This window comes from Blochmannia endosymbiont of Polyrhachis (Hedomyrma) turneri (assembly GCF_000973505.1).
Lineage (GTDB): Bacteria > Pseudomonadota > Gammaproteobacteria > Enterobacterales > Enterobacteriaceae > Blochmanniella.
The window spans coordinates 181775-204408 of sequence record NZ_CP010048.1 but is presented as its reverse complement, the minus strand read 5'-3'; the positions used below and the strand labels follow the sequence as shown (position 1 = coordinate 204408).

Here is a 22634-nt window from a genome sequence, read left to right as displayed (position 1 = left end):
ATATTATTTCCCATAGTTTATCCATAAAAATCATGTTCAGAATTTAAAACTGGAGTAATAATACCAACACGTATCACATAATCACCATAAGATTCTTGAGGATGTCTCTCGTTTGACCAACGCACAATAGTTGTATTAAGAATATTTAAAATTTCCTCTTCAGTAACATTCTCTTTATATAGACGAGGAATACGTGTCCCTATACGATTACCACCAAGATATATGTTATAATAACCAACAGACCTACCGACTAAACCAATCTCCGCAAGCATAGCTCTAGCACAACCATTAGGGCATCCAGTCACCCGAAGAATAATCGAATCATTACTTAAACCACAACGAAACATAATATTCTCAATTTTACTAATAAAATTAGGTAAAAAGCGTTCAGATTCTGCCATAGCTAACGGACACGTAGGAAATGACACACAAGCCATAGAAGATTTACGCTGCACACTAATATTTTCATTAATTAATTTATACTTTACAAGTAAAGACTCAATAGAAATTTTATCAGATTCTCGAACACTAGAAATAATTAAATTTTGGTTTGCAGTCAAACGAAAACACCCTGTATGAATAGAAGCAATTTCTGATAAACCTGTTTTTAACAAAGAACCCTCAGTATCAAAAATACGACCATTTTCTATAAATACAGTAAAATGCCACTGATCATCAATTCCTTTAACCCATCCAAAACGATCACCTCGCTCTAAAAACGTATAAGGATGCGTAGAAAAAAATTTTATTCCAGATCTTTTTTCTACTTCTTTTTTAAATACATCTACACCAACTTTCACTAAAGTATATTTCGTTTTAGCATGTTTACGATTTAAACGATCTCCTAAATCACGTTGTGTCGTCACTATCGCTTCAGCAACTTTTATAGTATCATTAACATCAATATAACCAAAATCACTAGCTATACGTGGATATGTTGTAGAATCACCATATGTCATAGCTAAGCCACCACCAACCAAAACATTAAAACCAACTAACTGTTTATTCATGCTAATTGCAACAAAACTTAAATCATTAGCATACGCATCTACATCATTAAGAGGAGGAATTACAAGAGCAATTTTAAATTTACGGGGTAAATAAGACGCCCCTAATATCGGTTCACATTCCTCTGTTGATTCAGTTTTTTCACCGTCCAACCAAATTTCCGCATACGCACGAGTATTAGGTAAAAAATGCTCTGAAATCTTTTTGGCCCACCCAATAACCGAATGATGCAAAATAGATTCCATGGGATTTGAAGTACATATAACATTTCGATTAACATCACCTGCTGTAGCAATAGAATCTAAACCAATATGATGTAATATACGATGTGTATCTTTCAAATCACGTTTTAATAATCCATGTATTTGCAACGTTTGACGACTCGTAAGCCGCATGGTACCATACAAAGTATGTTTGGAAACAAAAGAATTAATAGCTAACCATTGCGATGGCATAATAACACCTCCAGGCAAACGACACCGCAACATCATACTAATCAATGGCTCAAGTTTTTGGTTTATTCTCTCTGTACGAAGATCACGATCATCTTGCTGATACATTCCATGAAATCTAATCAAATGAAAATTATCTCCAGTGAAACCTCCAGTTAATTCATTAGACAAATCCTTCACAATAGTACCACGAAGAAAATTACTTTCCGATTTCAAACGTTCATGATCAGATAGTTTATTTTTTTTATCTTTATCCATTAATAAACGTCCTTTTGATAACGATGATCAATACGCATATTTCCCCAAAATAAATCTGATTCTTCAATACTCATATTACCATACTTAACAGCCAACTGAATTAAACTTTCTTCTACTCCATGCGCCATACGAGATGCATCACCACAAACATAAATATATGCTCCACTCTTAATCCATTGCCATACCTCCAAACCATATTCTAAAATTTTATCTTGCACATAAATTTTGCAATTTTGATCACGAGACCAAGCAGTATGCACGTTGGTTAATATACCATCTTTAACATATCTTTGCCATTCTCGTTGGTATAAAAAATCATTAAGAAAGTTTAAATTTCCAAAAAACAACCAATTCTTTCCTGATGAAGAATCTGAAGAACGTTGTTGAACAAAAGCACGAAATGGTGCAACACCAGTACCTGCTGCAACCATAATTATCGACTTACTATGATCTACAGGTAAACGAAAATTTTCGTTAGGTACAATAAAAACTCGTAATTCACCACCTTCTAATAATCGATCCACCAAATACCCACTCGCACCACCAGTACGAATAAAATTATCACATTTATAACGAACCATACCCACAGTAATATGAGCTTCCTCACCTACTTCATCTTGTGATGAAGAAATAGAATACAATCGGGGTACTAATGGACGAAATAACGACACTAGTTCTCTAGGTATTAATCCTCTGGGTGGCCAAAAACGTATCATATCAACAATAGAAGTTGATGAAATAAACTTTTTGAAATTATTTTCATCAGAAAATTCAGACAATAACTTCTGATTGCTAATTAATCTAGCATAACTTTTTGCAAACAACGGCGTATTATTCGTTAATTCACAGTATTTTTGTAAAGCCAAATTACATGGCAATATATTATCCTGAATATTAACCTCTTCATTTCCTGTAAAATGACAATACCCTAATAACTCACCTACTAAATCTGGATCATTTTCATACCAAACACCTAATGCATCCCCTGGCTGATAACATAACCCGGAACCAGATAAATTAATTTCTAAATGATAAACATCTTTAAGTGAATCACGACTCGTAATTTTTTGACGTAAAATTAAACTTGCAGAGAATGGAGATTCTCTGGTATACACATTAGAATATTCAAACGAATTTCTATTAATATTAACAAGGTTTTCACTATTATTTAAACTATTTAACATCGATGTTTTTTCATAAAAAACCATAAACTGTTTCTTCAGTATATCAATAATTTTACAACGCCAATCACATGCCTTTTGATAATAATCAACATCCGCATCAATACGTTCATAAATACGACAAGCACCCAATTCTTCTAACCGTTTATCAAAATCTTTAGCAGCTTTCGAAAAATACAAATATGAACTATCACCTATGCCAAATACAGAAAAGTAAACGTCTTTCATATTAGGAGCATTTTTAGAAAATAAATACTTATATAACATCACTGCTTCTTCGGGTGGTTCCCCTTCTCCATAAGTAGAAGTAATTAAAAAAAACAACTTTTCTTGAGCAATCTTTTTTATATTATAATCACCTACATTAAACAAATTCACATTAAATCCTTCATTTAACAAAGATTGATATAACTCCCCTGCTAATTTTCTTGCATTGCCAGTTTGAGAAGCGGATAAAATTGTAATACCACGAGAAAAAGATGAATCTCCAAAAATTTGTTGATTACAATCAACAATATTCATAACAGATTGTGTACAACTAACCGACATACCACATAAATATCCAGACATCCATATTTTCTGCGACATTGATAAAGTAGTAATTAATTTTTGAAAAATATCCCATTGTTCTTTATTTAATGGAGCAAATGGAACATTAAAATTCGATTGAATATTTTTCATTATAAAGATACCAAATATAACATCAATACAACTATTACTATTAAAATACAAACAACACACAAGTGCGTCAAAACTCTATATTCGATAATATAAAGTTATTATTTATTGTTATTTTAAAACTCATATACTTATTGATAAAATAATTGATAATATATTATCAAATACTAAAAAATACAAACAATCCAAAACATAAAATTATTTGAAAATGTAAAATAAACATGTCTATCGTTAATCATAAATATTTAAATATAAATTTTGAAGAATTAATTTTAAATAAAATCTGAGATTCTGAAAAAATAATACAAAATATTTCTTGCCTCCTAAACTAAAGAAGAAATATTGATCAAATAAACTATTATACATTACTAATATTATAAACTAATAAATAATTTTAAACTTTAACAATTACGAACTAAATACACCATTCCCGCTATAAGACACATTATCTCCTAATTCTTCTTCAATACGAATCAAACGATTATATTTAGCCAAACGCTCAGAACCACGTAATGATCCTGTTTTAATGTATCCTGAAGCAGTGCCAACCGATAAATCAGCTATAGTGGAATCTTCAGTCTCACCAGAACGATGAGAGATAATTGTAGCATACCCCGAACTTTTTGCTATCCTAATTGTTTGCAATGTTTCACTTAAAGACCCTATCTGATTATATTTAATTAAAATAGCATTCGCAACACCATCATTAATACCAGACTTTAAAATATCAGAATTAGTGACAAATACATCATCCCCGATCAATTGCAACCTATCTCCAAGCATGCGAGTCTGATAAATAAAACCATTCCAATCACACTCACTTTGACCATCTTCAATAGAAACAATCGGATACTTTTTAGTAAGAATATCTAAATAATTAGTAAACTCCTCAGAAGTAAAATGTTTTCCTTCACCTCGTAAATAATATTGCTTATTAGATTTATCGAAAAAAGTAGAAGCCGCGCAATCTATTGAAAAAACAATATCTTGTCCTAAAATATAATTAGAACGCACCGTTGCTTCCTTAATAAACTCCAAAGCAAGAACATTAGATTTTAAATTAGGCGAATATCCACCTTCATCACCTAATGTAACACCCAAACCATGATCAATTAAAACATGACCTAAATTATGAAACACTTCTGCGCCCATACGAATTGCTTCTTTAATACTTTTAGCTCCAACTGGTTGAATCATAAATTCTTGAATGTCAATATTATTAATTGCATGTTTCCCGCCATTAATTATATTCATCATTGGAATAGGCATAGAAAATTTATTCGAAGTACCATACAGCTCGGATATATACTGATACAAAGGAACTGATTTTAAAGAAGCAGCAGCTTTTGCAATAGCAAGAGAAACGCTAAGAATAGCATTTGCCCCAAATCTTGATTTATTTTTAGTACCATCCAAATCTATCATATTTTGATCTAACGAAGACTGATCAAGTACATTTCTTCCTATTAACAAATTAGCTATAGGACCATTAACACAATTTACCGCTTTCATCACACCTTTTCCTAAAAATCGTGATGAATCACCATCACGCAACTCACACACTTCACGAATCCCCACAGAAGCACCAGAAGGTACCGATGCTAAACCAATAAAACCACCCTCCACATACACTTCTGATTCTACTGTCGGATACCCACGAGAATCAATAATTTCACGACCTACAACCTTTATAATCTTAGACATTATTTCACCACTCCCTAATATAAATACTATATTTTGGTGACAATTATAATTTCAATTAATATTTATAATTTCAATTAATATATAACATAATTGTATTTACATAAAAAAACAAAATATTAATCATATACCAACTAACTAAATAAACTTCTTTGATATTCACCCGCTGCTTTAACAAAACCTGTAAATAAAGGATGACCATCACGAGGAGTTGATGTAAATTCAGGATGAAATTGACTAGCAAGAAACCACGGATGATTTGGATATTCAATAATTTCCACTAATTTTTTCTTTTCTGAAAATCCCACAACATGCAAACCATGATCCTCAATTGCTTTCAAAAATTTAACATTCACTTCATACCGATGACGATGACGCTCTAATACGGTACTTTTTCCATATAAACGGTACGCCAAACTTCCTTCAGAAATATAACAAATTTGACCACCTAATCGCATGCCTGAACGAATATGATCTAACAATAATATTTTTTTGCTACCTATTAATGCATTGTTATTACTAATATCTTCATTGTAAGTAAATTGCATATTCTTCATTTTCCATTCATTAATCAACGATATAACAGGATATTTACAGTTAGGCATAAACTCGGTAGAATTCGCAGCAGGCATGTTAGCTACATGACGGGCAAATTCAATTAATGCCACCTGCATACCCAAACAAATTCCAAAATATGGTATATTGTTTTCTCGTGCATATTTTACAGAAATTATTTTTCCTTCAACACCTCGATATCCAAATCCACCAGGCACCAAAATAGCATCTAGATTTCTCAAACTATTCACGCCATTATGTTCAATATTTTGAGAATCAATTAATCGAATATTTACAGCCAATCTATTTTTTAAACCCGCATGCTGTAAAGCTTCAATTACTGATTTATATGCATCTGCCAATTTAATATATTTGCCAATTATACCAATAGTAACACTACCCAATGGATGTTCTTGCTGATAAACCACCCTATTCCATTCTGACAAATCAGATTCCGGACACTGTAAACAAAATCGATTACAAATATAGGTATCTAAATTTTGTGACTTCAATAAAGCCGGAATTTTATAAATCGAATCAACATCATGCAAAGAAATCACTGCATGTTTAGATACATTGCAAAACAAAGCTATTTTACTTCGATCAGCAGGCTCCATAACGCGATTTGAACGACAAATTAATACATCAGGCTGTATCCCAATAGAAAGTAATTCCTTTACTGAATGTTGAGTTGGCTTAGTTTTAATCTCGCCAGAAGTAGCAATATAAGGCAATAATGTCAAATGTATACATAAAGCGTGCTCACGACCTATTTCCACAATCATTTGTCTAACCGCTTCTAAAAATGGCAAAGATTCAATATCACCTACAGTGCCACCAATTTCCACAAAAACAATATCGTACTTACCATCTTCACCAACTCTGATAATATACTCTTTAATAACATTAGTTACATGGGGAACAACCTGTACAGTTGCACCAAGATAATCTCCATGTCGCTCTTTGTATAACACATCAGCATATACACGCCCACTAGTGAAATTATTATACTTAGTCATTTTAGTTCGAATAAATCTTTCATAATGTCCCAAATCTAAATCTGTTTCTGCACCATCTTCAGTAATAAATACCTCACCATGTTGAATGGGACTCATAGTGCCAGGATCTACATTAATGTACGGGTCTAATTTCATGATGGTGACTCTAAGACCACGGGCCTCAAGCACCGCCGCTAAAGAAGCAGTTGAAATACCCTTACCTAAAGATGACACTACTCCGCCCGTGACGAAAACATAATTACCCTTCACTATTACATCCATAAATACATTATAATAATGATCAATGAAAACATTTTATTAAAACACACAAAACACATTCAAACAAACAGTAAACAATCTAAATCCATGATCAAAAAATAATAAATTTAAAAAAACACTCAAAACAACATCTATAAACCAATCAACCACTTTTTTATTAATAAACACAACAATCAACAATCATTAAATATTAAAAATAAACGACACTAACAACAATAAAACGACAATAAATTTATTATACAGTTTAAAAAACGAATGCACATTATAATAACCCCATCTAAATATACTATCCATAAAATCCACAATAAATCAACTTATTAATACTCTTGAACCACTTAATGTATTAACATATTTTAAAACGAACATCTAAAAATTTACCCTAAATCCGAAAAATAAATATGTCAAATAATCAACACACCAAAACTAATCAAATATCAAATAACTAATCAAATATATTATATAATTAAAATAAAATAATAATATCAAAATACGTAATCAAAAATACGGGAGCTATGATGATCAAAACATAACGAAATAAATTTAAAGTTTTTTTCTATAATAACAATAATTAATCATAAATTTCAAACAATTTCAACCACAACATCATCATATTGTATTATATTCTACTTTCAAAAACATTAAAAAAATAAAAAAATAACAAACTAAACAAACAAAAACTCACAAAATACATAAAGTATTTTCTAAACACTAAAAGATAATCCACAACTACAAGTACTTTTAGCATTAGGATTAATAACTATAAACCGAGAACCCTCTAAACCATGATAATAATCTATCGTACCACCAGTTAAATACTGTAAACTTATAGGATCAACAACTAAAATCACACCTTTTTTCTCAATATAAAAATCATCAACTTGAATAACCTCATCAAGTATAAACTTATATTGAAATCCTCCACAACCTCCACCTACTATATACACACGCAACTTTAATGCAGGATTATGTGCATCCTGAATAATATTCGTCATTTTAATCACTGCTGCATCAGTAAATTCCAAATATTCCTTTGATGAACCCGTAACCATAAATATTTTCTCTACAACACCGAATCATTAATAAACTTAAACATACCCAAAATAAAACTTCAAAATATTACACAAAATATAATATATCCATAATAAAAAATACACTCATATTCTGTAATACGCCCTGAAAATAATTTTAAAAACGTTTTTTAAAAAAAGAATACGCAACATAAATCAGTGATACTATTAAAATATACTATTAATGATGTCATCCTCGCAAAAATGCAATTACTAATTAAAAATTAAAATATAACCATACAAATTATCGTTATTATGTGCATAAATATTCTATAAACAATCACTTACCCCTCCTAATATTACATCATAACATATATTATGCACACACCATTGAACAAACCACAATTCCCAATAAAAGCCATCTTAATTACAAACGAAAATACAAAAAAATTATTGCAACATCAAAAAACAAACATCATCATGCACAATAATCAAACATCAATATAAAAATTGATAATACTATTTCACAAATCGTGCAAATTTTCTCTACAAAAAATACCACGAAATCAAAAACTGATACTGATTATATTTCTCTCAATTGAACATTAACAATATATGTTTATACTACATATATTACATCGAAATACACTAAAAATAAATTAATAATTATCCCATAAAACATAGCACCACAGCTAAATACTTCCGGCAATAACAATATATACTAAGAATCTTTAATCCAAACAGGAAACATACGATCCGTACTTTGAGATTCAGTAACAAAATTTCCATAGCTATCAACAAACATATCCACAATACCTTTTGGAGGTACTAAAGATAACGGAAATGGGGGATGACGTTCTAAATATAACCGATATAAAAATAATGCACCATTAGCACCAGTTAACTTAGCAGAACCATTATTATCTCGTCCAACCCAAACAATAACTACTTCTTTACCATCAATGCCAACAAACCAACTATCACGAAAATCATTACTAGTACCCGTTTTCGCTGCTAAATGAGAATCCGGAAACAACAAAGATAAAGAGCGAGAAGTTCCACGCTCTACCACTTGTTGCATGGCATATAATGTTAAATAAGCAGCCTGAGGTGATACAACATTTTTTACTTGAGGCATATTCTGATATAACACAGTACCATCCGTAGAAATTATTGAATATATTGCAGATAAATTAACATAATTACCACCACTAGCTATAGTTTGAAATTCTTGAGCAACCTCTAATGGAGTCAAACTCATAGCTCCTAACAACATTGATGGGAATGGCATAATAGCAAATTCAGGAATACCTAACTTTAATAAAGTACTAATAATTTTATTTAATCCAATCATCATTCCAAGATGTACAGTAGGTACATTAAGAGATTGGACTAAACCATCAATTAACATAACTCTTCCCCGAAATGTACGATCGTAATTTCTCGGAAACCAATAATGCCCATTCGTTTGCTTAATCAAAATTGGCTTATCAGGAATCCATGTATTTAAACTATATTTATCAGGATCACTTAAAGCAGTGAGATACGTAGCCGGCTTAGCCAATGAACCAACAGAACGACGAGCATACATCGCACGATTGAACCCAAAAAATTGGGGATCCGATCCACCAATCATAGCACGTATTTCACCACTAAATCTATCAATTACGACCATAGCAACCTCTAAATCTGTCATATTGTGCTTAATTCGTAAAGAAAAAATACCTTGCTCTATCGATTTCTCAGCCATACACTGAGATATTGGATCCAAAGTGGTAAATATTTTAATTCCAGAATAATTTAATTTTCTATTATCAAATTTTTTACGCATTTCTTCACGAACCATATGCATAAATGCTGGTTGAGAAATTAACACCCCACCTTTACTACGAATTCCTAAGGGACGAACACTCAATACATTATATAATTCACTGTCAATAACATTTTTGCTCTCTAATAATTTCAGTACTAAATTACGACGATCTAATACTAATTTAGGATTCTTCCAAGGATTATATAACGAAGCACCTTTAATCATACCAACCAATACAGCTTGCTGATCAAAACTCAACTCATTTACAGGACGACCAAAATAATAAAAACTAGCTAGCGGAAACCCCCTGATCTCGTCATTTCCATATTGCCCAAAATATACTTCATTCAGATATAATTCGAGGATTTGATCTTTAGTATAACGATAATCAAAAATTAACGCCATATACGCTTCATTAAATTTTCGCCAAAATGATTTTTGGTTACTTAAAAATAAATTTCTTACTAATTGCTGTGTTAAAGTACTACCACCCTGTACCGTGCGCCCTTTGAGAATATTAATTAAACAAGCACGAAAGATTGATGAAAATTTTATGCCATCATGCCTATAAAAACTCTGATCTTCAATAGTTAACAAAATATCTGTTAACAGATCTGGAAACTCACTTTTTCTCACAAACAAACGCTGTTCCCCGGTAGGCGATGAAACAATTCCAATTAATGGAGGATCTAAGCGAAATAAACTAAACTCTTTATCTGTATCTTGATTACGTATCTCTGATATTAATTCTTGATTAAAAACTATACGAACATGAGTTTCATTTTCCCAACCATCTGGAAATAAAAATCCACGACGAATTAACTCGATATAATTAGAACATACAACAAACTCACCAGATCTAGTAATTTTAGATACACGACGATATTGAATGGCTTCCAACATATTAATAGCTGTATTACAACTACATAACATACCTGGTTCTAAATCAATAATTCGCCCATATACAACCGGAGACAACTGCCAAATTTCACCACTGATACGATTACGTATTATTATATTTAAATACCAACCATAACCAATAATACTAATTATTGGTATTAAAACAACAACCACTAATAACACAAAATAATTTTTTGAAAAGGTATTACAAAAATTAACAAAAAATATCTTTTTTAAACACAACAATAACTTATAACTTTTAATAAACTGAAAAATATACACAGATTGCTCGCCTCCTTTTTCTTATTTATACCTCCTTAATAATATCTTTTTCTTCTTAACATTCCTTGTATCTAATATATCAACTAACAATATATAAATTATTATAAAATAAATAAATTATCGTATAATTTAGTCAATAAATAATATAAATTTTTAGACGAATATTCATTTATTAAAATATATAACTTTTAAAATTTACTTAATACAAGGCACCATAAACCTATTAAAAATTAAAAAATTCAACATGAACACTACAAAAAAATGTCGAAACAACATCTTTTTATTAAAAATGATACCAATACTATTTTTTGGAATTCTTAATTCTAACCTTACATTCTAACCTTATTAAGGATATAAATAATTTTAAAAACATTAAACAAAACATTAATGTTTTAAAATACTTAACTACATGATTAATTGTATTATATAATAAATTCACACTTTTAAAGATAAAAATAAATTACACAAAAAAATGATTAACAACAAAACCAACCAAAACTTATTATACTTCTAATTTTTTAACTCTAACATTTATATATGTACAATAATTACATTCAAGTTTTATAAATTAATTAGTATCATTGATAACAAATAACGACTTTGCATAGCGTAAAAATTAATATTTTTTTAGATATTACAATATTTAAATAATATAGATGTAACCACACTAACTTAAATATAAATAATAAATAACATTCAAATAATAAAAAAATATTACTACACATAACAAATCTATCAAAATTTAATAATATATTCGATTCAATATCTACTCCTCAATTGATATAATTGTTGTATGATTGATACGACTAACAACAAATTTTATAATAAACCACAATCACATACTACATACACAATAATATACTAAATTTATATAAAACCTAAATACGATTAATACCATGTACATGCTGTTTATTAATGATGGCATTATGCACTAATTGAAAACATACACAAATTTCAGATGAAAAATAGATCATTTACTTTAAATAAAATATTTTTAAAACATATAAAAAATAATTTTTTTGAAAAAAATATATCAATACACTCAACAAAGCAACCATATTATTATTACTACATAATATTACTAACAACTACATAACACTACTGATATAAGTATTATATAACATAACTGTCACATATCATGACATTCTTATATTTTACAAAACATATATGGAAATATTTGACAAAAAATACATGTACACAGTACATTTAACATACAACATGACCGATTTTATTAAGGAAATATCAACATGTCTAAACATCTTACATATAACGATGTAGATAAAACTGAAACAAATGAATGGATACAAGCCATTACATCGGTCATTTATAATGATGGTATTGAACGTGCACAATTTTTAATCAATCACATCCTACAAGAAATAAATAACTACAAACTACATACTAACACTATTACTAAAAATAATAATCAGCAACACACAAGTAATTACATTAATACAATACCCGCTGAAAATGAACCATTATATCCTGGTAATTTAGAATTAGAACATAAAATATGCTCTGCCATCCGATGGAATGCCATGATGATGGTATTAAAGGCATCAAAAAAAAATCTTGAGCTCGGAGGACATATTGCTTCTTTTCAATCTGCAGCAATTATCTATGAAGTATGCTTTAATCATTTTTTTAGAGCTCGAAATAACAATGATGGAGGGGATCTAATATATTTTCAAGGCCATATTTCACCTGGTGTATATGCCCGGGCTTTTCTGGAAGGGCGTTTAACTGAAAAACAGTTAAACAATTTTCGTCAAGAAATCAATAATCATGGACTACCATCTTATCCACATCCAAAATTAATGCCCGGATTTTGGCAATTTCCAACAGTTTCCATGGGGTTAAGTGCAATATCTGCAATCTATCAAGCAAAATTTTTAAAATATTTAAACGACCGAAACCTTAAAGATACTAGCAAACAAACTGTATATGCATTTTTAGGAGACGGAGAAATGGACGAACCTGAATCAACAGGTGTGCTAAATATTGCTAGTCGAGCACAATTAGACAACTTAATCTTCATCATAAATTGCAACCTACAACGTCTGGATGGACCAGTACATGGTAATGGGAAAATTATCAACGAACTAGAAAATATATTTAATGGATCAGGCTGGAATGTCATTAAAGTTATTTGGGGTGGAAAATGGGATACATTACTAAAACAAGATACAACTGGAAAATTAATACAATTAATGAATGAAACTATTGATGGAGACTATCAAACACTCAGAACAAAAAATGGAGCATATATCCGTAAGCATTTTTTTGGAAAATATCCAGAAACTCAATTACTAGTAAAAAATATGAGCGACGATGAAATTTGGAATTTAAATCACGGTGGACACGATCCAAAAAAAATATTTTCTGCACTACATAAAGCAAAACACACAACAGGAAAACCAACAGTAATATTATTGCATACAATAAAGGGATATGGCATGGGTACAACAGCAGAAAGTGCAAACATTTCTCATCAAATAAAAATGATGACTATAGAAGATATAAAAAATTTCCGAAATAAATTGCACTTAAATCACATTACAGACGATCAGATAAAATCATTACCATACCTAATATTTGAAAAACATTCTGAAGAATATACCTATTTACATAAAAAACGAAAAGATCTACATGGTTATGTTCCCAGTCGTTTAAAAAAATTCACAAAATCATTTACAATACCTGAATTAACAGATTTTAAATCATTACTAAATCAGCAAAAACAAACCTCTACTACAATCGCATTTGTCCGTATACTGAACATACTATTGCAAAATCAATCAATTAAACATTATTTAGTACCAATTATTGCAGATGAAGCTCGTACATTTGGAATGGAAGGGTTGTTTCGAAAACTTGGAATTTATAACTCTCAAGGACAAAAATATACACCACAAGACAAAGATCTTCTCGCTTATTACAAAGAAGATAAAAAAGGACAAATTCTACAGGAAGGTATCAATGAATTAGGGGCAGGATCATCATGGATAGCAGCCGCAACATCATATAGCACAAATGATTTTCCAATGATACCATTTTACATTTATTATTCAATGTTCGGATTTCAACGAATTGGAGATTTATTTTGGGCTGCTGCTGATCAACAAGCACGAGGATTTTTAATAGGAGGAACATCCGGACGCACTACACTTAATGGAGAAGGATTACAACATGCCGACGGTCATAGTCATATCCATGCATCAACCATTCCTAATTGCATTTCATATGATCCAGCATATGCATATGAACTTGCAGTCATTATCCAAAATGGATTAGCACGTATGTATGGCAGTCAACAAGAAAATATTTTTTTTTATTTAACCACACTCAATGAAAAATACGAAATGCCTGCTATGCCACCAGGAACAGAAGAAGGTATTTGTAAAGGTATCTATAAATTAGAATCTTTTCCTGGAACATCCGGAAAAATACAATTAATCGGATCAGGAGCCATTTTATATCACGTACGTAAAGCAGCACAAACTCTATCCGCAGAATATAACATTAGCTCCAACGTATATAGTGTAACTTCTTTTACTGAACTAGCTCGTGATGGACAGGATTGTGAACGTTGGAACATGTTACACCCAATGGAAATACCACGTATTCCTTACGTAACAAATATTTTAGACACGACACCAGTCATAGCATCTACTGATTATATTAAATTATTTCCGGAACAAATCCGAAATTTCATCCCTGGAAAAAATTTTCTCGTTTTAGGCACTGATGGATTTGGACGTTCTGACAGCAGAGAAAACCTTCGATCTCATTTTGAAATAAATCAATCCCATATAATACTTGCTGCACTATATCAATTGTCAAAACAGGGCATAATAAAAGACAATTTAGTAATGAATACTATTAAAAAATTCAACATTGACATAAATAAAATCAATCCCCGTCTTATATGACGAAATATCGAAAAAAATAACAAGGACCAGTATGACTATCAAAGTTTATATACCAAATATTGGAAACGACAAATTAGAAGTAACAGATATTATGGTCAAAATCGAAGATACAGTGCTCACAGATCAACCACTTGCTATTCTAGAAGGAGATAAAACTTCGATAGAAGTCCCTTCACCAAGTTCAGGAATAGTTAAATCAATTATGATTAACATTGGCGACAAAGTAAATACTGGTTCACTAATCATGTTAATCGAAAATACTGAAATTACTAAAAAAACAACAATACCCATAAAAAACAATCAAAACAACACTCCCATAAATCAAAATAATACCACTATAATACACCATCACGATCAAACTATAATACATGATAATAAAAATCATATACATGCGACACCACTAATTCGACATATGGCACGTATATTTGGAATCAATTTAAAACACATACACGGTACTGGACGAAAAGGACGAATACTGCGAGAAGATATCCAAAATTATATAAAAAATAACATTCAAAATATTAACAAAAAAACAATCAATCAACATACACAATCAAAAACATTTAATAATATAGCACCGTGGCCAAGAATAAATTTTGATGAATTTGGCCCAACCGAAAAAATAAAACTTAAACATATTCAAAAAACTTCTGGGGCTAACTTACATAGAAATTGGATCATGTTACCTCATGTAACACAATTTGACGAAGTTGACATTACAGAACTTGAAAAGTTTAGAAAAGAAAAAAATGAAGAAGCTGAAAAAGAAAAACTAAATTTCAAAATTACACCAATAATATTCATTATGAAAGCAGTAGCACTAACATTAAAAAAACTTCCACGATTTAATAGTTCACTATCAGAAAACAACCACACACTAATTCTGAAAAAATATATAAACATAGGCATTGCAGTAAACACTCACTATGGACTCATCGTACCAGTAATTAAAGATGTAAATAAAAAAAACATAATCACACTAACAAAAGAACTTTCTAACATTTTACAAAAAACCTCTAATAATAATCAATTAGTTGCATCTGATATGCAAGGAGGGTGTTTCACTATATCTAGTTTGGGAAAAACAGGAGGTACTGCATTTACACCAATAGTCAATGTTCCAGAAGTTGCAATATTAGGTGTTTCAAGGGCATCTATTAAACCAATTTGGAATGGTAAAAAATTTTCCCCACGACTCATGCTGCCACTTTCACTATCTTATGATCATCGAGTAATCAATGGGGTAGATGGAGCACAATTCATGAACATTATCAATAAATTACTGTCTGATATTCGCAACTTAATCATGTGACACTATCAAATAACACTTTTATATTTTAAAATATTTTCTTCTTAAATCCCTGTCCAATTTTATAAAAAACATATACAATTCTTATTCATAGATATTAAACAATAATTAATAAAAAACATTTAAAAATCACTTACCTAACAACTAAAAACGTTACAAAATATTATGTTCGAAAAAATAATATCTCAAATACTTAAATAACATATAAACGGCGAAAAACAATAATGCAAAACACCAAAAATACTCAAGTGGCCGTCCTCGGAGCAGGACCAGGAGGCTATTCTGCGGCATTTCGTTGTGCCGATTTAGGGATTCATACTACAATAATAGAACGTTACCCCACATTAGGAGGTGTCTGTCTTAATGTTGGTTGTATCCCATCTAAAACACTATTAGATATTGCTAAAATAATAGATAACACAAACAAATTAAGCGAAAATGGCATTTTTAAAGAAAAAACTATCTATGATATCCATGCGATACGAAAATGGAAAGAAAGAATTGTCAACCAATTAACCAACAGTCTGAATAGCATGGCCAAAATGAGAAATATAAATATCGTTAATGGTCATGGAAGATTTATCGACAAAAATAACATTCATATCACTAACAACAATAACAATACAATAATTAATTTTGAACATGCCATCATTGCAACTGGCTCACACCCTAATAAACTTCCATTCATACCATACAACGATCAACGAATATGGGACTCAACAGATGCGTTAGAACTAAAATATATTCCTAAAAATCTACTCATTATCGGCTCTGGAGCTATCGGTTTAGAAATGGCTACAATATATAATTCATTAGGATCACAAGTTGATGTTATAGAATTACTTAATCAACCAATACCTGATGTAGATGAGGATATCACAAGACTATTTATTAAATATACTCAAAAACAATTTAATCTATTTTTAGGAACACAAGTTACTAAAATAACACCTAAAACAGACGGTATTTACGTAAACACAGAAAATGGACAATGCGTAAAAAACAAAACTCATTACGATACTATAATAGTAGCTGTTGGACGAAAACCTAATAGTGAATTATTAAACTTAAATAACATAAATATCAACATCAACCAATCTGGGTTCATTAAAGTTGATAATCAAATGCGTACTAATATTTCAAACATTTTCGCAATCGGTGACGTCATTGGAACACCTATGTTAGCACATAAAAGTATCCACGAAGGTCACATAGCAGCAGAAGTAATTGCAGGAATGAAAAGTTATTTTGACCCAAAGGTCATCCCATCCGTTATTTATACTAATCCAGAAGTTGCATGGATTGGATTCACAGAAAAAACGGCTAAAATACACAATATGAATTACGAGGTTGCTAATTTCCCATGGTTAGCATCGGGACGAGCAATTACTTCCAATGCGCAAGAAGGAATTACCAAATTACTTTTTAACAAAAAAACACATAGAATTATTGGAGGAATCGTCTTGGGAAAACATGCCAGCGAACTATTAGGAGAAATTGGATTAGCTATTGAAATGGGATGTGACGCAGAAGATATTTCATTAACAATACACGCTCATCCAAGTCTGCATGAAACAATAGGATTATCAGCTGCCGTATACGAAGGTTCAATTACTGACATACCAAATATAAAATCCAAAATTAATAAAAATTTATACACAAAATAAAATAACCAATATCTGATTTAAAACATTAGATAATAATCTATTCACAAACAACAAAAAATGATACAAAAATAATATACCAAGGTATAAAAATACCTATCAAATTCAAGTTATTTATGGAATATCATAAAATATATTCTTCATATCATAATAAACAATTTTACCATGGTTCACATAATATCATTATATCATCAAAAATATATGACAATATTTTGTCAAAAATATTGTAAATATTATATACTAAAAATAATACGTTAAATAACATAAAGTATATCTCTATGATGCAAGAATATCAAAAACACATTCAAGAACGCGAAAAACAAGGTTTGGTACCCAAACCAATGAATGTTATGCAAATAAAAGAGCTAATCAAACTACTTGAAAATACACCATCGCTCACAAACAACACACAATACTTATTAGAATTACTAAGTAACAAAGTAGTACCAGGCGTTGATGAAACGTCATATATTAAAGCAAATTTTCTTACATCGATCATTTATAATACAATACATTCAAAAATTATTTCAAAAAAAAAAGCTATAGAACTACTAGGAACCATGCAAGGTGGATATAACATCCCGCCATTAATACATCTACTGGACAATCATGAATTTGCACCGACTGCCTTTAAAACTTTAAAAAAATTATTACTAATATTTAACAATTTTGAAAACATCACCCAGCGGGCTAATAATAATAACTTTTATTCTATAAAAACATTAAAATCATGGGCACACGCAGAATGGTTCTTTTCACAACCAAACATAAAAGAAAAAATCACCGGCACAGTTTTTAAAGTACCTGGAGAAACAAATACAGATGACTTATCACCAGCAAACGATGCATGGTCACGACCAGACATTCCATTACATGCATTAACAATGTTAAAATATCCACGAAAAGGTATCATACCTGATAAACCAGGTTATATCGGCCCAATAAAACAAATTCAAGAACTCAAAAAAAAAGGATTTCCATTAATATATGTCGGAGATATTGTAGGAACAGGTTCTTCAAGAAAATCTGCCGCTAATTCACTAATATGGTTTATAGGGAATGATATTCCTTATATACCTAATAAAAAATCTGGAGGTATTTTAATAGCAAACAAAATTGCTCCAATATTTTTTAATACTTTAGAAGACTCCGGAACTTTACCAATTGAAACAAATGTTTCCAATATTAAACATGGAGATATTATAGATATATATCCTTTTCGTGGAGAAATCTGGCACCATGAACATAATATATTATTAACTAAATTTGTACTAAAACACAACTCATTACTACATGAAGTACGTGCCGGGGGCAGAATTATGTTTATCATCGGACGTGATCTAACACAGCGAGCGCGACAATTTGTTAATTTAAAAAAAAATGACATTTTCGAAAAATCAAATTTTTCATTTTTAAAAAACAAAACACAAAATTTTACACTTGCACAAAAAATAATAGGACAAGCATGTGGAATTCCTGGAGTATATCCAGGACAATATTGCGAACCTAAAATCACATCCATTGGTTCTCAGGATACAACTGGACCCATGACCAGAGATGAACTTAAAAGCCTTGGGTGCTTGAATTTTTCCACAGATCTATTTCTACAATCATTCTGTCATACCGCCGCTTATCCACAAACTATTGACATAGAACTACATAATACTTTACCACAATTCATTATAGAACGTGGTGGAATAGCTTTGAAGCCTGGAGATGGAATTATCCATTCTTGGTTAAATCATATGTTATTACCAGACACAGTCGGGACAGGTGGCGACTCTCATACTAGATTCCCTATAGGAATTTCGTTCCCAGCTGGCTCTTCTCTAGTAGCTTTCGCTGCAACCACTGGAATTATGCCACTTAATGTTCCAGAATCAGTATTAGTGAAATTTACTGGTAACATACAACCAGGAATAACCTTAAGAGATTTAGTTCATGCTATTCCTCATTGTGCTACTAAAAATGGACTACTCACCACTAATACACAAAATAAAAAAAACATTTTTTCCGGACATATTCTAGAAATAGAAGGTTTACCAAATCTCAATATAGATCAAGCATTCGAACTTACAGATTCCTCAGCAGAAAGATCAGCATCCGCTTGTACTATAAAACTTAATCCTACAGTAGTAATTAATTATTTAAAATCTAATATTACTTTATTAACTTGGATGATAAATACAGGATATCAAAATAAGAATTCTTTAAAACGAAGAATTGCCAGTATGATTAATTGGCTAAAAAAACCATATCTGCTATGTGCTGATGAAAACTCTAAATATATTGAAACACTACATATTGATTTATCCACTATTAATCAACCGATTTTATGTATGCCAAACGATCCAGATAATACTTGTACATTATCAGAAATTTCGGGGCATCATGTAGATGAGGTTTTTATTGGTTCTTGTATGACTAATATTGAACATTTTCGTACACTTGGAAAATTATTAAGCAAACAACTCAATCCATTACCATGTCGACTATGGATTGCTCCACCTACAAAAATGGATGCTTTACAACTAACTAAAGAAGGATATTATGATATTTTTAATAAAGTCGGTGCTAAAATAGAAATTCCAGGCTGTTCTTTATGTATGGGTAATCAATTACGTGTCAAAGATGGAGCGACAGTGATTTCTACATCAACAAGAAACTTTCCTAATCGTTTAGGTAAATCAGCCAATGTTTATCTGGCCTCAACAGAAATAGCAACAATAACAGCAATACTTGGACGCATACCAAATAAAAAAGAGTATTTTCAAATAATAAAAAATATAATATCGATACATAATGCACCGTTCTTAAATTTTTCGAAATTAAATGAATACATTTAATAATATATTGTTTTATGAAATATCTAAACGTCTCAAATAATTATTATCGGTTCGTAAAATATGTAAATATTCAGATAACATTCTTCCATTTAAAAAACAAAAATCAGGCAACAATTCTAATAATGGACACAAAACAAATGCACGATTTAACATATCATAATGCGGAATAATCAACCTTGGAGTAATTACAATCCTATTACCAAATAATAAAATATCAATATCTAACGTTCGAGGGCCCCAACGAAGAAAATTACCGCTTCTTACTCGACCTTGTTGAGCTTCAATTAATTGCAAACAATTTAATAAACCAATTGGAGATAATCGAGTCTCTATTATCACTACTACATTTAAAAAATCTGGCTGCTTCATCCCCCCTAAAGGACGACTTCGATAATAAGATGAACAAGCTATCAATCTAATATCATTAGCATAATCTTTCTTCATTGTACACAAAGACTTCTTGATTTGCTGTAATGGACCTAATAAATTGCTTCCAATACCAATTACAACACGTTCCATAATGCAATATAAATACCTAATTTAATAAAATTATATTTTTAGTAATCACTAATACAACAAAATCACTTACAAACAACAACAAGTATTCTTTTATAACACATATGTATACCACATTTTACTATTAACTTATAAGTTAATAACTGAAACATTCTTCGACACAATATACTTAAAAACCATCTAAAACATAATTAAGAATTATAAAAATTCTTTACCTCATTTTTCAAAAAATTTTACAATTAAAAAATTTAATTTTTATAACACTATCATAAAATATATTTACATAATAAAAACTTTTCAAAAAAATAAAACCATCATCATACTAACAATTAATATATAATATATTATAACATCATCGTTACATAAAACACACAAATCACACAATACTTCATGATTTTTAAAATAAAAAATAAAAATTTAATACTTTCGAAATAACAAATACACAACAAAAATACGTTGCATTCAATAAACAATAATTTAACTTAACAAATAACATTAAATCATACTACTAATCACACCCTCAACAAATCAAACCAAATAAATACCATAAATATATCTTTATTATCAACTATATATGAAATACTACTACATATAAACACGATAATTTTATCCAATAATCTGTTTCTCTCTCATTTCAGACAATATTTTACAATCGATACATAGATCAGCAATAGGACTCGCTTCTAGTCGACGAATACCAATTTCCACATCACAAGACTCACAAAAACCAAAACTACTTCTCTCTAACTTTTTAATAGTATTCTCAATTTTTTTAATTAATTTGTATCCTCTATCTCGATTTCTTAACTCAATATTGAACTCCTCTTCTTGAACAGCGCGATCAATAGGATCAGGGAAATTTTCAACCTCATCACGCATATACAAAGGAGACTCTTGGATCTCAACTCGAAGCTGGTCACGCCAAGCTTCAAGAATTCTCTTAAAATGATCAATTTGAGCACTGTTCATATACTGTTCATTAGATTTACACTCATATGGTCGTACTCCTGCAATTGATAAAATATTTAATGATCCAACCTTTTTTTTTGTAACATGCCGTCTCATAATTTCAATCTCTCCATTACTTATCAACCACAACAATAACTAAAAAATACTAGAATAACAATACCATTTAACATATTAATTAGAACATAATTAACAATATTGTTATATAAATAAACTAATTAACAAATTCACATCATCCTAATATATTACTATTATCATATAATGATCTTTAACAATCATATTTCAAAAT

Annotated in this window: 12 protein-coding genes; 4 read left to right on the top strand and 8 right to left on the bottom strand. The window is 30.2% G+C overall.

The window, feature by feature from the left end; all coding sequences use genetic code 11:
* Positions 1-17: 17 nt before the first annotated feature.
* The 6 genes from cysI to mrcB form a co-directional block, all read right to left on the bottom strand.
* Positions 18-1718: an assimilatory sulfite reductase (NADPH) hemoprotein subunit gene (gene cysI, locus BTURN675_RS00755; RefSeq protein ID WP_046288689.1), complete on the bottom strand. Its 1701-nt coding sequence runs from the start codon at positions 1716-1718 to the stop codon at positions 18-20.
* Positions 1718-3580 carry an assimilatory sulfite reductase (NADPH) flavoprotein subunit gene (locus BTURN675_RS00750; protein ID WP_046288688.1) on the bottom strand — a complete coding sequence of 621 codons (1863 nt, stop codon included), beginning with the start codon at positions 3578-3580 and terminating at the stop codon, positions 1718-1720. The genes cysI and BTURN675_RS00750 overlap by 1 nt, the downstream gene beginning before the upstream one ends.
* A gap of 405 nt (positions 3581-3985) precedes the next feature.
* Positions 3986-5281 carry a phosphopyruvate hydratase gene (eno, locus tag BTURN675_RS00745; protein ID WP_046288687.1) on the bottom strand — a complete coding sequence of 432 codons (1296 nt, stop codon included), beginning with the start codon at positions 5279-5281 and terminating at the stop codon, positions 3986-3988.
* A gap of 131 nt (positions 5282-5412) precedes the next feature.
* Positions 5413-7101: a CTP synthase gene (locus BTURN675_RS00740; RefSeq protein WP_144406097.1), complete on the bottom strand. Its 1689-nt coding sequence runs from the start codon at positions 7099-7101 to the stop codon at positions 5413-5415.
* Positions 7102-7811: 710 nt separating this feature from the next.
* Positions 7812-8159, bottom strand: coding sequence for an iron-sulfur cluster insertion protein ErpA (gene erpA / locus BTURN675_RS00735; RefSeq protein ID WP_046288685.1), 348 nt, complete (start codon positions 8157-8159; stop codon positions 7812-7814).
* Between the two features lie 679 nt (positions 8160-8838).
* Positions 8839-11058 (bottom strand): bifunctional glycosyl transferase/transpeptidase, encoded by a 2220-nt coding sequence (gene mrcB, locus BTURN675_RS00730; protein WP_245592139.1) that lies wholly within the window; start codon positions 11056-11058, stop codon positions 8839-8841.
* 1301 nt (positions 11059-12359) lie between these two features.
* On the opposite strand from mrcB, the gene aceE reads away from it, so the two are divergent.
* The 4 genes from aceE (at position 12360) to BTURN675_RS00710 (ending at position 20863) form a co-directional block, all read left to right on the top strand.
* Entirely contained in the window at positions 12360-15044 is a 2685-nt protein-coding gene (gene aceE / locus BTURN675_RS00725) for a pyruvate dehydrogenase (acetyl-transferring), homodimeric type (protein WP_046288684.1), read from the top strand.
* Between the two features lie 31 nt (positions 15045-15075).
* The gene (locus tag BTURN675_RS00720; protein WP_046288683.1) at positions 15076-16356 is read left to right on the top strand and encodes a 2-oxo acid dehydrogenase subunit E2; all 1281 of its coding nucleotides are present in this window, start codon (positions 15076-15078) and stop codon (positions 16354-16356) included.
* 218 nt (positions 16357-16574) lie between these two features.
* A complete protein-coding gene (gene lpdA / locus BTURN675_RS00715) occupies positions 16575-18020 on the top strand; it encodes a dihydrolipoyl dehydrogenase (RefSeq protein ID WP_420021788.1) in 1446 nt (481 codons plus the stop codon).
* A gap of 275 nt (positions 18021-18295) precedes the next feature.
* A complete protein-coding gene (locus BTURN675_RS00710; protein ID WP_046288681.1) occupies positions 18296-20863 on the top strand; it encodes a bifunctional aconitate hydratase 2/2-methylisocitrate dehydratase in 2568 nt (855 codons plus the stop codon).
* A gap of 12 nt (positions 20864-20875) precedes the next feature.
* On the opposite strand, the gene folK is transcribed toward BTURN675_RS00710, so the two are convergent.
* Together folK and dksA are read right to left on the bottom strand one after the other, a co-directional pair.
* Positions 20876-21382, bottom strand: coding sequence for a 2-amino-4-hydroxy-6-hydroxymethyldihydropteridine diphosphokinase (folK, locus tag BTURN675_RS00705; RefSeq protein ID WP_046288680.1), 507 nt, complete (start codon positions 21380-21382; stop codon positions 20876-20878).
* A gap of 603 nt (positions 21383-21985) precedes the next feature.
* Positions 21986-22444 (bottom strand): RNA polymerase-binding protein DksA, encoded by a 459-nt coding sequence (gene dksA, locus BTURN675_RS00700; RefSeq protein WP_046288679.1) that lies wholly within the window; start codon positions 22442-22444, stop codon positions 21986-21988.
* Positions 22445-22634 lie beyond the last annotated feature (190 nt).

Bases quoted from the DNA above. Each gene is read 5' to 3' on its own strand.
- cysI (WP_046288689.1), bottom strand. From the start codon at position 1,718: ATGGATAAAGATAAAAAAAATAAACTATCTGATCATGAACGTTTGAAA.
- dksA (WP_046288679.1), bottom strand. From the start codon at position 22,444: ATGAGACGGCATGTTACAAAAAAAAAGGTTGGATCATTAAATATTTTA.
- BTURN675_RS00710 (WP_046288681.1), top strand. From the start codon at position 18,296: ATGATGCAAGAATATCAAAAACACATTCAAGAACGCGAAAAACAAGGT.
- BTURN675_RS00720 (WP_046288683.1), top strand. From the start codon at position 15,076: ATGACTATCAAAGTTTATATACCAAATATTGGAAACGACAAATTAGAA.
- erpA (WP_046288685.1), bottom strand. From the start codon at position 8,159: ATGGTTACGGGTTCATCAAAGGAATATTTGGAATTTACTGATGCAGCA.
- folK (WP_046288680.1), bottom strand. From the start codon at position 21,382: ATGGAACGTGTTGTAATTGGTATTGGAAGCAATTTATTAGGTCCATTA.
- BTURN675_RS00750 (WP_046288688.1), bottom strand. From the start codon at position 3,580: ATGAAAAATATTCAATCGAATTTTAATGTTCCATTTGCTCCATTAAAT.
- aceE (WP_046288684.1), top strand. From the start codon at position 12,360: ATGTCTAAACATCTTACATATAACGATGTAGATAAAACTGAAACAAAT.
- eno (WP_046288687.1), bottom strand. From the start codon at position 5,281: ATGTCTAAGATTATAAAGGTTGTAGGTCGTGAAATTATTGATTCTCGT.